This window comes from Alcaligenes sp. 1735tsa3, from assembly GCF_024134565.1.
Classification (GTDB): Bacteria; Pseudomonadota; Gammaproteobacteria; order Burkholderiales; family Burkholderiaceae_B; genus Alcaligenes; species Alcaligenes phenolicus.
Window position 1 is genome coordinate 1,942,704 of record NZ_CP099862.1, and the last position, 14,446, is coordinate 1,957,149.

18 protein-coding genes are annotated in these 14,446 nt (G+C 54.4%); 17 read left to right on the top strand and 1 reads right to left on the bottom strand.

What is annotated here, in order from left to right:
• Nucleotides 1–5: 5 nt before the first annotated feature.
• The 5 genes from NIZ92_RS08985 to NIZ92_RS09005 all read left to right on the top strand — a co-directional run bounded on the left by NIZ92_RS08985 (nt 6) and on the right by NIZ92_RS09005 (nt 3,070).
• The gene (locus NIZ92_RS08985; protein WP_009454414.1) at nt 6–932 is read left to right on the top strand and encodes an SPFH domain-containing protein; all 927 of its coding nucleotides are present in this window, start codon (nt 6–8) and stop codon (nt 930–932) included.
• Between the two features lie 14 nt (nt 933–946).
• Nucleotides 947–1,399 (top strand): NfeD family protein, encoded by a 453-nt coding sequence (locus NIZ92_RS08990; RefSeq protein WP_254003127.1) that lies wholly within the window; start codon nt 947–949, stop codon nt 1,397–1,399.
• A 23-nt stretch (nt 1,400–1,422) separates the two neighbouring features.
• Nucleotides 1,423–2,181, top strand: coding sequence for a class I SAM-dependent methyltransferase (locus NIZ92_RS08995; RefSeq protein WP_083053597.1), 759 nt, complete (start codon nt 1,423–1,425; stop codon nt 2,179–2,181).
• A gap of 103 nt (nt 2,182–2,284) precedes the next feature.
• Nucleotides 2,285–2,785 carry a WG repeat-containing protein gene (locus NIZ92_RS09000; RefSeq protein ID WP_254003128.1) on the top strand — a complete coding sequence of 167 codons (501 nt, stop codon included), beginning with the start codon at nt 2,285–2,287 and terminating at the stop codon, nt 2,783–2,785.
• A 45-nt stretch (nt 2,786–2,830) separates the two neighbouring features.
• Entirely contained in the window at nt 2,831–3,070 is a 240-nt protein-coding gene (locus tag NIZ92_RS09005) for a DUF333 domain-containing protein (protein WP_026482686.1), read from the top strand.
• Between the two features lie 39 nt (nt 3,071–3,109).
• On the opposite strand, the gene NIZ92_RS09010 is transcribed toward NIZ92_RS09005, so the two are convergent.
• Complete coding sequence (locus NIZ92_RS09010; RefSeq protein ID WP_003800394.1) at nt 3,110–3,403, bottom strand: hypothetical protein; 294 nt, start codon at nt 3,401–3,403, stop codon at nt 3,110–3,112.
• A gap of 259 nt (nt 3,404–3,662) precedes the next feature.
• On the opposite strand from NIZ92_RS09010, the gene NIZ92_RS09015 reads away from it, so the two are divergent.
• The 12 genes from NIZ92_RS09015 to NIZ92_RS09070 all read left to right on the top strand — a co-directional run bounded on the left by NIZ92_RS09015 (nt 3,663) and on the right by NIZ92_RS09070 (nt 14,389).
• Nucleotides 3,663–4,601: a carbohydrate kinase family protein gene (locus NIZ92_RS09015; protein WP_254003129.1), complete on the top strand. Its 939-nt coding sequence runs from the start codon at nt 3,663–3,665 to the stop codon at nt 4,599–4,601.
• 42 nt (nt 4,602–4,643) lie between these two features.
• On the top strand, nt 4,644–4,814 hold the full coding sequence (locus NIZ92_RS09020; protein WP_021446650.1) for a hypothetical protein: 171 nt from the start codon (nt 4,644–4,646) through the stop codon (nt 4,812–4,814).
• Between the two features lie 591 nt (nt 4,815–5,405).
• Nucleotides 5,406–5,651 carry a DUF333 domain-containing protein gene (locus NIZ92_RS09025; protein ID WP_026482683.1) on the top strand — a complete coding sequence of 82 codons (246 nt, stop codon included), beginning with the start codon at nt 5,406–5,408 and terminating at the stop codon, nt 5,649–5,651.
• Nucleotides 5,652–5,882: 231 nt separating this feature from the next.
• Nucleotides 5,883–7,805, top strand: coding sequence for a threonine--tRNA ligase (thrS, locus tag NIZ92_RS09030; RefSeq protein ID WP_009454405.1), 1,923 nt, complete (start codon nt 5,883–5,885; stop codon nt 7,803–7,805).
• Nucleotides 7,806–7,851: 46 nt separating this feature from the next.
• The gene (gene infC, locus NIZ92_RS09035; protein WP_080584954.1) at nt 7,852–8,376 is read left to right on the top strand and encodes a translation initiation factor IF-3; all 525 of its coding nucleotides are present in this window, start codon (nt 7,852–7,854) and stop codon (nt 8,374–8,376) included.
• A gap of 128 nt (nt 8,377–8,504) precedes the next feature.
• Nucleotides 8,505–9,467, top strand: coding sequence for a glutathione synthase (gene gshB, locus NIZ92_RS09040; protein WP_060185793.1), 963 nt, complete (start codon nt 8,505–8,507; stop codon nt 9,465–9,467).
• On the top strand, nt 9,464–9,871 hold the full coding sequence (locus tag NIZ92_RS09045; RefSeq protein ID WP_009454402.1) for a PTS sugar transporter subunit IIA: 408 nt from the start codon (nt 9,464–9,466) through the stop codon (nt 9,869–9,871). Before gshB ends, NIZ92_RS09045 begins: the two co-directional genes overlap by 4 nt.
• Nucleotides 9,872–9,906: 35 nt before the next feature.
• Nucleotides 9,907–10,176 carry an HPr family phosphocarrier protein gene (locus NIZ92_RS09050; protein WP_003800381.1) on the top strand — a complete coding sequence of 90 codons (270 nt, stop codon included), beginning with the start codon at nt 9,907–9,909 and terminating at the stop codon, nt 10,174–10,176.
• Between the two features lie 60 nt (nt 10,177–10,236).
• Complete coding sequence (ptsP, locus tag NIZ92_RS09055; protein ID WP_170978612.1) at nt 10,237–11,949, top strand: phosphoenolpyruvate--protein phosphotransferase; 1,713 nt, start codon at nt 10,237–10,239, stop codon at nt 11,947–11,949.
• 318 nt (nt 11,950–12,267) lie between these two features.
• Nucleotides 12,268–12,753, top strand: coding sequence for a hypothetical protein (locus NIZ92_RS09060; protein WP_254003130.1), 486 nt, complete (start codon nt 12,268–12,270; stop codon nt 12,751–12,753).
• A gap of 106 nt (nt 12,754–12,859) precedes the next feature.
• The gene (locus tag NIZ92_RS09065; protein ID WP_254003131.1) at nt 12,860–13,147 is read left to right on the top strand and encodes an accessory factor UbiK family protein; all 288 of its coding nucleotides are present in this window, start codon (nt 12,860–12,862) and stop codon (nt 13,145–13,147) included.
• A gap of 87 nt (nt 13,148–13,234) precedes the next feature.
• Nucleotides 13,235–14,389, top strand: a complete 1,155-nt coding sequence (locus NIZ92_RS09070) for a CynX/NimT family MFS transporter (RefSeq protein WP_266108686.1) — start codon at nt 13,235–13,237, stop codon at nt 14,387–14,389.
• Nucleotides 14,390–14,446 lie beyond the last annotated feature (57 nt).

Genomic DNA, 14,446 nt, shown 5'->3' on the forward strand with positions numbered 1-14,446 from the left:
ACGACATGAGTGGCTCCTTTACTTTTGTGGTGATGTTGGCGTTCTTGGCTGTGGTCGTGGTGATGGCTGGGGTCAAAGTTGTGCCTCAGGGCCAGCAATGGACGGTCGAGCGCTTTGGTCGCTACACCCGCACCCTGACGCCGGGCTTGTCCTTGCTGGTCCCTTTTATGGACCGCGTGGGCCGCAAGCTCAAAATGATGGAATCCGTGCTGGATGTTCCCTCGCAAAATGTGATTTCCCGCGACAACGTGGCCGTGACGGCTGACGGTGTCGTGTTTTATCGCATCGACAATGCTGCCCAGGCTGCCTATGAGATTGATCACCTGGAAATGGCGATTGTGAACCTGACCACCACCAACTTGCGTTCGGTCCTGGGTTCGATGGAACTGGATCACATGCTGTCCAATCGCGAAGTGATTAACGATCGCCTGCTGGCAGCGGTGGATGCAGCGACGACACCTTGGGGGGTGAAAGTTACCCGCGTGGAAATCCGTGATTTGAATATGGCTCCCGAGTTGCAGGAAGCCATGAACCTGCAGATGACGGCTGAGCGTCATCGTCGTGCTGCCGTGACCAAGGCCAGCGGCCAGAAAGAAGCCGAAGTGCTGCAAGCCGAAGGGGAGAAGCAAGCGGCTGTGTTGCGTGCGGAGGGTGAAAAGCAATCCGCTATCTTGCGTGCTGAAGCGCGTGAGCGTGAAGCCGAGGCTGAAGCCCGTGCAACCCGCGAAGTGTCCGAAGCCATCAAGAGCGGTGATGTACAAGCCCTGCAATACTTTGTGGGCCTGAAGTATGTGGAAGCCTTGCGTGATGTGGGCACGGGCCCCAATAGCAAGCTGGTGCTGATGCCTTTGGAGGCCAGCGGCATTACCGGTGCGGTGGCAGGTGTGACCGAGCTGCTCAAGACCACCGGCAGCAAGTTGGGACAAGGCTAAGCGGATAGCTGGAGGTGCTGATCTTGTCATTCATTTTTGATTCCTTTTGGTACTGGCTGGTGTCTGGCGTCGTGCTGATCGCTGCCGAGGTCGTCATCTCTGGCGTCTATCTGCTGTGGCTGGGTTTGGGGGCTTTGACGGTGGGCTTGTTTGCCGCCGCCTGGCCGGATGCTCCCTCCTGGTTGCAATGGCTGATTCTGGCCGTGGCCATGTTGGGGTGGGTGGTCGTTGGTGTACGTTGGCAACGACGCAGCCGGGCCAATCAGCCTGATATTGTGAATACCGGCTTGAGCGCCTATGTGGGGGCTCGCGCGCAGGTCAGCGAAAGCTTTGTGAACGGCCGTGGACGTATTCGGCTCAACGATAGTTATTACAGTGCCACAGCGGCCCAAAATCTGGAGCAGGGCGCTGCGGTTGTGGTCTTGGCGGTGGAAGGCGCCGAAATGCGTGTTCAGGCTGTTGAGTAAGACAAATAGCAGGATGTAGAACAATGATGAACAATCGCTACGGCAAGCTGGCTTCTTTGGTATATCACCTGGACAAGCCGGTAGGACGCTCTTTCGGGGATGTGGAGTACTACCTGGAGCGCTTGCAAGGCACAAGCGGACCCATTCTGGAACCCGCAGTAGGCACAGGGCGCATTCTGATTCCCTTGTTGCAGGCGGGGCTGGATATCAGCGGCTTCGATCTGTCGCAGGAAATGCTGGATTATTGCCACCGTGAATTGGAACTGCGTTCTTTGACGACACAGCTTCAACTGGCCGGTTTTACGGATTTCACAGCAGACCGCTCCTTGGAGGCGATTGTGGTGCCGGCTGGCTCTTTTCAGCTTCTGGATTCGTTTGAGCAAGGCATGGCCGCGCTAAGCCGTTTTCATGCCAGCCTGAAGTCAGGTGGGCGACTGTTGCTGGATCTGGACCCGGTGGCGGCGATTTTGAGTGTGCATCCAGGCATGCGGACTTGGTCGGCCGCTCCGCATGGGCTTATTACTCTCAATGCCACCGCCTTGGACAAGGACTATTGCGCTCAGGTAAGCCGTGAAATGCATCGCTACGAGTTGTGGGAGCATGGTGTCTTGCTGGAAACCCAGCTGGAACAGTTCTCGCTGCGTTGGTGGGGTGTTCAGGAACTGCGCATGGCGCTGGAGCAAGTGGGTTTTGGCGAGATTGTTATCTCCGGCGGGTATCAGTACGGCAAGACACCGCAGGACACGGACGGAATTATTTCGTTTGAAGCGCGCAAGCTGTAAGACTGGGACTGGGACTGGGACTGGGCTTGGTGCCAGTAATCGTATTAGTGTGGTGGCTAAGGTGGAAACTGTACGCGCTATGAGCAATGGCATGGGGTCGTACATGGATACTGGTGCGGCAACAGCAACAGCAACAGCAACAGCAACAGCAACAGCAACGGTAATTGCAGGGTTGCAAGCTGCTGGACTGGGATCCGGGCGTCGGGTTGTTTCAACCCTGTTCGCTTTGATGTTGGCGCTACTGCCTGTATTTGTCCCCGTCGCTCAAGGGCAAAGCCTGATACAGGATGAACAAGGCTGGGTTTATGTGAATGAAAGGGGCGAAGCAGTTCTGCGTCCCTTTATTTACGACAACGGCCCTGATTATTTTGAAGAGGGTCTGGCTCGTTTCGTCGCCAAAGGGAAAATGGGCTTTCACGATCAATCATTGAAAATCTGGATTCCGGCCCGTTACGATTTTGCCTTTCCTTTTGTGGATGGCAAAGCCAAGGTCGGCATGGATTGCAAGCTCATTCCACACGGTGAACATCATTCAGTTCACTGCCAGCACTGGGAAAATATTTCCAATCCTTTGACAGCACCAAAAAATCAACCTGAAAACTAGTCCGTGCACAGTACACTGCAGTACAGAGTTTATCCGGAGAACACGATGAAGAAATGGGGAATCCTGGGACTGGTCGGCGTCTTGTCTGCTTGCGCCAATCAAGCCTCGACACAGCCACCCGTAGGTATTGCCAATCCGGCCTCGGCTTATTGCGTGGAGAAGGGCGGGCGTTTGGATATCGTCAACACACCAACAGGGCAAGTGGGCATGTGCACCTTGCCGGATGGCACGGTGATCGAGGAGTGGGAGCTGATGCGCCGTGACCACCCTTCGGCAAAGTCCTGATGCCAGATCATAAAAGCCAGCTATTTGCTGGCTTTTATATTAGCGTTCGATACGGACCTCAAAGTAGGCTTCGGACTCGCCCAGATCACGAAAGCCATCACTCATGGCGCGCGTGGCGGCGGCAATCCATTTTTTGGCCAGGGCAATGTCTTCCCCGGACAATTCCGTCTCTGCCGTTTCTTCGGCCAGCTGCCACGCTCGATAGGCCTGGACCACGGCCTCCGGGCCTTGCATGACTTTTTCTAAGCTGCGGCGAAAACGCTCCTCAGCCTCGCGGCGGCCGCGTTCGGTGATATCGGAAGGAGCGTCGTGCAAAGTGATGGTATAGGACATGATGCTTCTTTTTTGCTGTATGGATGAACAGTAATTTAGCACGTCTTTTTATCTTGAGCCAGATTTTTGTGATGTCTGTTGCATCAACTATTAGTCGGCTTCTTCTGCGCCCCCAAACAGGCTGAAAAGATGTGTGCGCTTGTTCGACTTTGCACGGCTCGCCCAGCCCTGATTTTCCACCATAGACTATCTGCTTGCGCCCGTGGGTATACTGCTCCAAGCAGACTCATGCTCTCTTTTTTCATGGCCGAGGTTCAGGGTGCAGCTTGTAGCGATTCGCAGTATTACCGTTGATATTGTGGTCTCAGGCATGCCAGCCGAGCTGGCGCGTGGCGACAAGCAGGAAGTGGGCTCGATCGACTTGTATCCAGGTGGTGGGGCGCTTAATGCGACAGCCAGCTTCATGGAGCAAGACGAGTCGGTTCGGCTTCTGGGGGCGCTGGGTCGAGACGGCTTGGGTGAGCGTTTGCGTTCACATATCGAGCAGTTGGGAGTGGACGTCAGCAGTATGCAGATCTGTCCTGATCAGCCCACCGGTAAAGCCATCGTCCTGGTCGAGCCGTCCGGCAGTGCTTCGGTGCTGGCACGACGTGGGGCAAATGCCTGCCTGCGTGTCCAGGCTCAAGACTTGCAAGCAGACCTGATTTATGTGGCTCCCTTGGCCTTGCAGCCTATGGAAAGCGTGGCGCAGGCCTTGGCGGAAAGAAGGGAGACCTCGGCCTGCCTGGTGGTAAATCCCAGTGTGGCGTGTTTGCAGCATCAAGGCCAGGGATTCAAGCAGGTCTACGCACGCGCAGATGTGCTGGGTTTGAATGCGGTGGAGGCCCAAATGCTGGCAGGCGTTCAGGACGCCGATATTCAGCTGGAATTATCGCTTCAGGAAGCGTGCGAGCTGGCTGCGCGTCTGCAGCATCACCCTCAACAAGCCTTGTTGATCACCTTGGGTGTGCAGGGGGCGGTGTTGGCTTTTAATGGTCAGCAGTATGTGGAGCCTGCGTGCAAGGTGGCGGTGTGCTCAACGGTGGGGGCAGGGGATGCCTTTCTATCCAGCTTTGCCCTGGCCTGGAAACGGGGTTTGGAACCGACAGAAGCCTTGAAGCTGGCCAGCCAGGCAGCGGCGGCACGATTAGGACAGTGGGCGGCCAATACTTTTCCACCCATGTTCGGACAAGACGCAGCGCAAGCCCTGACTTTGTAAATACCAAAAGCACAGCAAAACAAATCACAAAGGGGAGAGGATATGGCAGCCACTATCATTATTATTGGCTTGTATCTGCTGGTGACAGTCCTGCTGGGCGTCACACTCTGTTATACCCGTCCCAAGACGTGGAAACGAGATACGGCTTTATTAATGATTACCCCCTTGGCTGTTCCTGTGGTTTACGCCATCTTTACAATGCTCAATGGATAAGGGGCAGGCACAAAACGTCTTTTCCTGGCCTTTTGTTGCATGTTATGCACTTTTGCGAAGATTTTTGCCGCAAAAGTAAGCTTGTGTAGCCTAATCCTAGTCTTTGTGTTGTCTCTGTGTCGGATCTTGACAATCGTTGACTTCATGTTCTGAAGGTGGCCCGCTACCATACTCTCAAGCTTGTTTTAGTTGGGACTTTGGGATGTACGCCATGATTAATGCCTCGAATCTGATCGATTATGTACCTATGGTATTAATGCTGGCTGGCTGCGGTATTTTGGGCTTTATTTTGTTGTCTTTTTGGCTGCATCGCTCTTGATCTACACCCAGCCTTGTCGTGCTTTGCAATAAAGCACCGATATTTACGCTTGATTTCAGCAGCTTCTTTTACCTGACGTGTTGCTTTTGCTGCACGCTTGCCTTCGCACACTTTTCATATCAAACAAGTGTAGTAAGCTACTTCCACGATCTGTTTCGCGACCAGCGCTTGATGGTTTTAACCCTGCGCTAACAGCAGACGCGGCCTGGACAGTCTTCATCTCGAATGATTTGTCAGGCATCAGCAAACATCAGGTCAAGGAGAAGGAAATCATGTTTTTCCGCTTAGTTTCTGCCTGTGCAGGTTCTTTGATGTTGTCGGCATGCGCCAGCTCCACCCAAACGGCCACCAAACCAGTCGGGCAGGCCAATCTGGCTTCCACTTTTTGTCAGCGCATGGGCGGGCAAACCATTGTTCATGAAAGTGGGCGTGGTGCCTACGGAACCTGCTTGATGAAAGATGGTTCGGAATCCGAAGAATGGGCCTTTTACCGTAGCTGGTATCCCCGGATGGACTGAATTCTTTGCCAAATGTGGTTTTTGTGGCGATACAACGCCGCGATAGCGGGCGAAGGTGATAAACTTATCCAATCAAATGTGTTATTTGGGAAGCAGAATCTTATGAACTCAACGCGAACTACCCGTCGGCAAATCTAGCCGTGGCCGCGTAGCGTTTCGTTTGCTTTCCAAGAACGTTCAATTCAAAAGCGCGGCTTTTTCAAGGCCGCGTTTTTTATTTCAGGAAGTGTTATGGTCCGAATCACACTGCCCGATGGCTCCCAGCGAGAGTTTCAGGGCCCGGTTTCCGTCAGCGAAGTGGCGAACTCGATTGGTACTGGCCTGGGCCGCGCCGCCCTGGCTGGCCGTGTCGGCACGCCCGGCACCGAGTCGCGTCTGGTGGACACCTCGTATGTGATCGACCAGGACAGCAATTTGGCCATCATCACCGCCAAAGACGCTGACGGTCTGGATTTGATTCGTCACTCCACCGCTCACTTGCTGGCTTACGCGGTCAAGAGCTTGTTTCCGGATGCCCAAGTTACCATCGGCCCGGTGATTGACAACGGCTTTTATTACGACTTTTCCTACAAGCGTGCCTTTACGCCCGAGGATCTGGAAGCCATTGAAAAGAAAATGGCGGAACTGGCCAAGAAAGACGAAGTGGTTACCCGCGAAGAGTGGTTGCGCGACGACGCCGTCGAGTTCTTCAAGAGCATTGGCGAGGACTACAAGGCAGAGATCATTGCCTCCATTCCGTCCAACGAGCCGATCAGCCTGTATCGCGAAGGCGATTTCATTGACTTGTGCCGTGGCCCTCATGTGCCATCTACTGGCAAGCTGAAAGTATTCAAGCTGATGAAAGTAGCCGGGGCTTACTGGCGTGGCGATAGCAATAACGAAATGCTGCAACGCATTTACGGGACTGCCTGGGCGACCAAGGAAGATCAACAAGCTTATCTGACCATGCTGGAAGAGGCCGAGCGCCGCGACCACCGTAAACTGGGCCGTGAACTGGATCTGTTCCACTTCCAGGAAGAGGCCCCTGGTCTGATTTTCTGGCACCCCAAAGGTTGGGTGATCTGGCAACAGGTCGAACAATACATTCGCCGTGTCTATCAGGACAATGGCTACCAGGAAGTGAAAGCACCGCAAATTCTGGATTTGTCGCTGTGGAAGAAAACTGGCCACTGGGACAACTACGCTGAAAACATGTTCACGACTGAGTCGGAGAATCGTGTTTACGGCTTGAAGCCCATGAACTGCCCCGGTCACGTGCAAATCTTCAATTCCGGTCTGCATTCTTACCGTGAACTGCCTATCCGCTACGGTGAGTTCGGTCAGTGCCATCGCAACGAACCCTCGGGTGCCTTGCACGGCATGATGCGCGTACGCGGTTTTACCCAAGACGACGGCCACATTTTCTGTACCGAAGACCAACTGCAAGACGAGTGCGCTGCCTTTACCGCTCAGTTGCAAGCCGTCTACGCGGACTTTGGCTTTACCGAAATTCTGTACAAAGTGGCTACTCGCCCGGAAAAGCGTATCGGTGACGATGCGGTCTGGGACAAGGCTGAACAAGCCCTGATCGAAAGCTTGCGCCGTACTGGCTGCGAGTTCGAGATCTCGGAAGGCGAGGGCGCTTTCTACGGTCCGAAGATTGAGTACACGCTGAAAGACGCCATTGGTCGTCATTGGCAGTGTGGCACCATCCAGGTGGACTTCTCCATGCCGGCCCGTTTGGGTGCCGAGTATGTGGATGCCCAGGATCAGCGCCGTGTGCCTGTCATGTTGCATCGTGCTATTTTGGGTTCCTTCGAGCGCTTTATCGGCATGCTGATTGAAAACCACGCCGGTGCCTTGCCTGCCTGGTTGGCTCCAGAGCATGTGGTGGTATGCTGCATTTCCGAAAGTTCAGCCGATTATGCTCAATCCGTGGCGCAAAACCTGAAGAAAATGGGATTCCGTGCCTCCTCTGATTTGCGTGGTGAAAAAATCACTCGTAAAATCCGTGAGCACAGTATGCAAAAAGTGCCCTATATTCTGGTCGTGGGTGAAAAAGAGCGTGAAAACGGCGCAGTCGCCGTGCGTGCGCGTGGTGGCGTGGACTTGGGCGTCATGCCAATAGCCGATTTTTCAGCACGATTGAAGCAAGAGATCGATAGCCGTCAGTAAAACAGGAACGCTATCGTTTTTATCGACATTTTTAGGAGTTTTCGACATCGCAACCGAGAAAAAACATCGCATCAATGGTGAAATTCGTATTCCAGAGGTGCGACTCATTGGAGTCGAGGGTGAGCAGCTAGGTATCGTCAAGGTGCCTGACGCCTTGGCAATGGCAGAACAGCATGATGTGGATCTGGTGGAAATCGCCCCTGCAGCTGTACCACCGGTGTGCCGTTTGATGGATTACGGCAAATTCCGCTATCAGGAACAGAAACGCCAACAAGAAGCCAAGGCCAAGCAAAAAATCATTCAGATTAAGGAAGTCAAATTCCGTCCCGGTACGGACGAAGGCGACTACCAGGTCAAGCTGCGTAATGTGAAGCGTTTTATTGATGATGGCGACAAGGTCAAAGTGACCTTGCGTTTCCGTGGTCGTGAAATGGCTCACCAGGAACTGGGTATGCGCGTACTGGAACGGATTCGCGACGAAGTCAGCGAAATCTGTCAGGTTGAAGCCATGCCCAAGCTGGAAGGCCGTCAAATGGTCATGGTCTTGGCGCCTCGCAAGAAAGCGTCCTGATACTCTTGCACAATACTGCCTGGATCCGCCCAGGAGCATTATGCGTCGCTCGACTCGCTCCCAAGTAGCGGGTCGGGCACAATCGCCTTTGCAGCCCGGCTGCAAAGGCGTTTTTCTCTAGGTGTCATATGCACGTTTTATTCATCATTGATCCCTTGCCCAGCCTGTCGGCTTACAAGGATTCCTCCGTTGCCATGATGCGTGCATTTCTGGCGCGTGGTCATCGCGTCAGCGTGACCTTGCAGTCTGATTTGTACATTTCCCAAAGTCGGGTTCGTACGCGCAGTCAGGCTGTCAGTATTGCTGCAGATGCCGATTTGCGTGCGCCTTCGTGGTGGACACATCCCGAGCCTGCCACCGAGCAGGAATTGAATGTCTTTGATGCAGTCATCATGCGCAAAGACCCACCTTTCGATATGGAATACTCCTATTCCACGCACTTGCTCAGCTTTGCGCAGGAGCAGGGGGCCAAGGTATTCAATTCAGGCGCGGCCATTCGCAATCACCCTGAAAAACTCGCTATTACCGAATTTCCGGAATTTACCCCACCCACCTTGGTCACCCGTGACATGGCCCGCTTGCGCGCCTTTCACCAGGAACACAAGGATGTGATCGTCAAGCCGCTCGATGGCATGGGCGGCATGGGTATTTTCCGTCTGCAAGATCCCGAACCCAACCTGGGTGCGATTCTGGAAACGCTGACAGCCAATGGTACGCAAACCATTATGGCGCAGCGCTACATCCCTGAAATCGTCAAGGGTGACAAGCGCATCCTGATCATTGACGGCGAACCTGTACCTTACGCCCTGGCTCGCATTCCCTTGGCGGGCGAGACACGCGGCAATCTGGCCGCAGGTGGCCGCGGGGTTGCCCAGCCATTGTCCGAACACGACTGGCACATTGCCCGTACGCTGGGCCCTGTGCTGGCCGCACGTGGCTTGCTGCTGATTGGTTTGGATGTGATTGGTGACTACGTCACGGAAATCAATGTGACCAGCCCAACCTGTTTCGTTGAAATTACTGAACAGACTGGCTTTGATGTTGCGCAGCGTTTTGCCGAGGCCGTCGAAAAAGCGACGGGACGCGCGTGATTCGCCTTGCCTTGATCATGCACGAGCCCCTGGCCAGTGCGTTTGCCAGCTGTGCCGAGCACGTCCTGGGCGAAAAGCCCGATCTGTTTGTCTTTGACATTCAGGCCGACGAATGCACGGATACGGCGGTAGACCGCTTGCTGGGGCAGCTGCAAACGCAAGCGCCGGACTCGCCCGCCACACTGATACTGTGTGACCTTTACGGTGCCACCCCCTTTAATGTGGCACGTCGAGTCCAGCAAGCTTTGCAAGATCAAGGGCAGGGCGCTTATTTGTTGACCGGCACCAATATGTGCATGGTGTTGAAAGCCTTGACCGAGCGACGTGACAATCCCGAGCAGTTCGCTCAGGATGTCATGGCAGGCGCATTGCGTGGCATTGTTCACGCCGACTGCCATTGCTAATTTGAATTTTCACTTTCATTTTTCCAGTTGCCCTTATGCCTAGCGTATCCATCACGATCAGTAATAAATTAGGTCTTCATGCACGGGCAGCAGCCAAGCTTACCCAGTTGGCCGGCCGTTATAGCAGTGAGATTTTTATCGCGCGTGGCTCTCAGCGCGTGAATGCAAAAAGTATTATGGGTGTCATGATGCTGGCCGCCGGAATGGGGGTCACTGTGGTTGTCGACGCCCAGGGTGACGATGCCGATCAGGCGCTCAATGATATTCAGGCGTTGTTTGACGCCAAGTTTGGTGAAAACGAATAAGGAAGAAATCTGGTCATGAATAGTGCTGCAGCTCGAACCCCGGCGTCTGATTTGTCCGCGATGTTTACCGCTCAAGGCCAAGCAGTCGGTAAGGGGTACGCCATTGCCAAGGCCGTGGTAATGAGCGCAGCAGCACTGGAAGTCCCTCATTACCGGATTGCCGCCGAAGACGTCGATTCTGAAAGCCAGCGCTTGTTAAGCGCCATGGCTAGCACTCGCGATGAACTTCGAGCCATGGTTGATCAGTTGCCTGTGGATGCGCCACGCGAGCTTGCTCCTATCTTGACGGTGCACAGTCTGCTCCTGGACGATCCCATGCTGACGCAGCAAACCTGCGCCATCATTGCCGAGCGTCACTACAACGCAGAATGGGCTCTGACCTCGCAAGGTCAGATGCTGGTTGAGCAGTTCTCCCAAATGGAAGACGAATACCTGCGCGAGCGTGGTGCTGATGTCCGCCAGGTCATCGAGCGCGTATTGCGCGTTCTGGCAGGCAAGCCTGCTTTGCTGCCTGGTTTTTCAGCCGCTCAGGAAGAGCCGCTGATTGTGGTAGCACGCGATATTTCCCCGGCAGATATGCTGCGCTTGCGCGGTGGTCATTTCGCCGGTTTTCTGACGGATTTGGGTGGGCCCACCTCGCATACAGCGATTGTGGCTCGCAGCTTGAGTGTTCCTGCTGTGGTGGGTTTGGGCAGCTTCCGCAGTCTGATACGCGATGGCGACTTTCTGATTGTGGACGGCTTCTCGGGTGCGGTAATTGTGAACCCGTCCGAGCAAGTGCTGGCCGAATACCGGGAGCGTCAGGAAGCCTATCGTCGCGAACGGGCCGAACTGGAAGAGTTGCTGGATGCGCCAGCGATGACGCTGGATGGGATTAACGTCCGCCTGGAAGCCAATATCGAGCTTCCCGAGGAGGCGGAGCTGGCTTTGAAAGCTGGCGCCGATGGCATTGGCTTGTTCCGCAGCGAGTTTTTGTTCATGGGACGCACGGATTTGCCTTCCGAGCAGGAACAGTACGAAGCGTACTCCCGGGTGGTAAAAGCCATGAAGGGCAAGGTCGTCACTATCCGTACACTGGATATTGGGGCCGATAAAACCCTGGATGGAGATGCTACGGTAGCGACTAACCCGGCCTTGGGCTTGCGTGCAATTCGCTACTGTCTGGACAAGCCCGAGATGTTTGCCACCCAGCTACGCGCCTTGTTGCGTGCCAGCTTGCATGGACAAATCCGTATTTTGATCCCCATGATTTCCTCCATGAACGAGGTGCATGCCAGTCGTCAGGCTATTGAGTCGGCAGCTCGGGAACTGGAAAAATCCGGTACCCCATTCGCACGCAACTATTTGTTGGGGGCCATGGTGGAAGTGCCCGCCATAGCCATCGCCATTGAGCCCTTTGTACAGGAACTGGATTTTCTGTCCATCGGCACCAATGACTTGATTCAATATGTTCTGGCTGTAGACCGGGGCGATGCCGAGGTTGCCAGCCTGTACGACCCCATGCACCCAGCTGTTTTGCGTTTGATTGCACACACGATCAACGCGGCTGATCGTGCTGGCAAACCGGTGGCGGTCTGTGGGGAAATGGCGGGGGATGCGTCGGTGACTCGCATGTTGCTGGGGCTGGGCCTGAAAGAATTCTCCATGCATCCGCAGCAACTGCTGGATGTGAAAAAAGAAGTGCGTCTATCGCATTCCAATGCCTTGCGCGTGAAAGTGGCTAGTGCCTTGAACCGTGCCGAGCGCATCGATCTGGCCACCTTAGCCGCCTAAGTAATTGAAAACAGGCCAATTTAGTTGGCAAATATGTAACAAAGCCCGGCTGTAGTCCTATGAGGGATTCCATTTGTAACAGCCTATCGGAACCTGGTCGCTCGCTAGGTGCTTGTTGTTAAAGGGTTTGTCATGAAGCTTGAGCTATATCGTCAGAATAATTGAAATCAGGATTTACACTAATAGATTGGTCTGCGTGCTCAGCACCGATAGAATGGCTTTTAGGGGAGTTGTAACAGACCCAAGGCCGAGCCGGAAGTCGCACCAGGCATCGGCCCATTCTATCTAGCGACCTTGGAATAGTAGGAAGGAAATCTTATGAAACTGACTCGTGCTCATTTTGCTGTCATGGCCGCTGCTGCTTCGATGACTCTTTTGGCTGCGTGTTCCAAAGAGGACGACAAAGCCGCTACGAGCGCGCCACCTGCTCCTGTCGCTGCTCCACAATCGACAGCACCTGCCACTACACCCGCACCCGAAGCTGACAAGTCCTTGGAGCAAAAAACGGAAGAACTGAAGCAGGACGCCGCTAAAGTTGCTGACGACGTCAAAAAAGAAGCAGAGGAACAGAAAGAAAACGCCAAGGAAAATACCAACTCCTTGAAGGAAGATGCCAAGGCTGCTGGCGATAAAGTCGCTGAAAAAGCTGGTGAAGCCAAGGATGCAGTAGCCGATGCTGCCAGCCGTACGGGCGATGCCATTAAAGACGGCGCTGCCAAGGCTGACAAAGCCATCCAGGACAAGCTGGGTAATGGTGTTGATTCCTCGCCATCTTCGGTTCCTTCTGAGCAATCCAAACCTTAAGGTTTGAATAATTCGGCTGATTGTCTGGCCAGATGCAAAAAGCGGGTGCCTTTGGCACCCGCTTTTTCTATACTGCTGGTAGTGTCAATATTTTCAGGAGAGGACCATGATTAATCGTAGCGAATGGCTGGAAGATCTGCAAAAAAACGTCTCGGAGCTGATCGCCAAAAGTCCGGCTGCCGATATTGAGCGCAATGTAAAAGCCTTTATGGGTCAGGCCTTCAACCGTATGGACCTGGTTACTCGTGAAGAGTTTGATACCTACAAGCTGATGCTGGAACGCGCACTGGCTCGTGTGGCGGCTCTGGAAACACGTTTGCAAGCTTTGGAAGGGCGGCAAACTCCTGTTCCTCAAGATTGTGACACCTCTGCTCAAGAGGGCAGCCAAGGCTGATCACTTCATTTGAATACGGTCACCAGGCCTGGGGGCAAACAATCGGCCAGCCCCTTTTTTATTGCTGTCTTTCTTGTCTTGACCGGGGTGTGCGCCGCACTGCATGTGTGGAAAGTACCCCCGGCTTTGCCTTTTATGCAGCGCGAACTGGGCATGGACCTGGTGCAGTCAGGTTTTCTGCTGGCCAGTGTGCAAATGGCCGGGATGTTGCTGGGGCTATGCATAGGCCTGATCTCCGAGAAAATTGGTCTGCGTCGCTGCATTTTGACGGGGCTGGGTATTTTGAGTCTGGCCTCGTTAATCGGCTCCTTGTTTGAACATAGCACGCTGGTGTTGCTGGGCCGCATGATAGAAGGCTGTGGCTTTCTGATGGTGGTGCTGCCCATTCCGGCCTTGATCAAACGCATTACCGATACGGCACGGTTGAGCCGAGTCATGGGTTTATGGGGCTGTTATATGCCCGCCGGGGCGGTCTTGATGCTGTGGGCTGGCGCTGCCTGGTTGGCAGTCGGCTCCTGGCGTACCTTGTGGGTGGTTCTGGGTATCTTGACGGCCATCTTCATGATTTTGACCTTCCTTCTGGTGCCACCGGATTCTCAGACTCAAACCAGGAGTGCGGCGCAGCATACCTCTGCTCACCGTTGGTCCAGTCTGCTACGCACGACTTTACGCTCCGGCCGGGTTTGGTTGCTGGCTTTGGCCTTTGGTGTGTACGCGGCACAATGGGCGGCAGTCGTGGGCTTCATGCCCACTATTTACAATCAGGCGCAGATAGCAGTCGGCACTGCCGGTTTGCTGACAGCCTTGATTGCTGCTGGGAATGTCGTAGGTAATCTGGGGGCAGGGCGCTGTTTGCATGCCGGTATCCCACCTCATAGGCTGCTGCAGGCAGGCTACTTGGGCATGATCGCATGTGCGGTCCTTGCGTTTGGGCTGACACAAAGCTTGGTGGTTCAATTTGTCGCTATCCTGCTGTTTTCGATTGTGGGCGGCTTGATTCCAGCTACCTTGTTCTTCCTGTCGGTTACGGCAGCACCTTCGCCGGAGACCACCTCGACCTCGGTGGGCTGGGTACAGCAATGTTCTTCACTGGGCCAGTTTGTGGGCCCCCCTGTTGTGGCGTCGGTTGTACATGCGTTGGGTGGATGGCAGTGGGCTTGGGTCGCGACGGTTAGTTTTGCCGTTTTGGGTTTGATCATTGCCTGGCGCTTGTCGCATTTGGGTCTGCCCAATGGCCGTTAGGCCTTGCTCAGATCAGTACCGGATTAGATGAAACAGATCATGAAAGAGCCAGCTCAA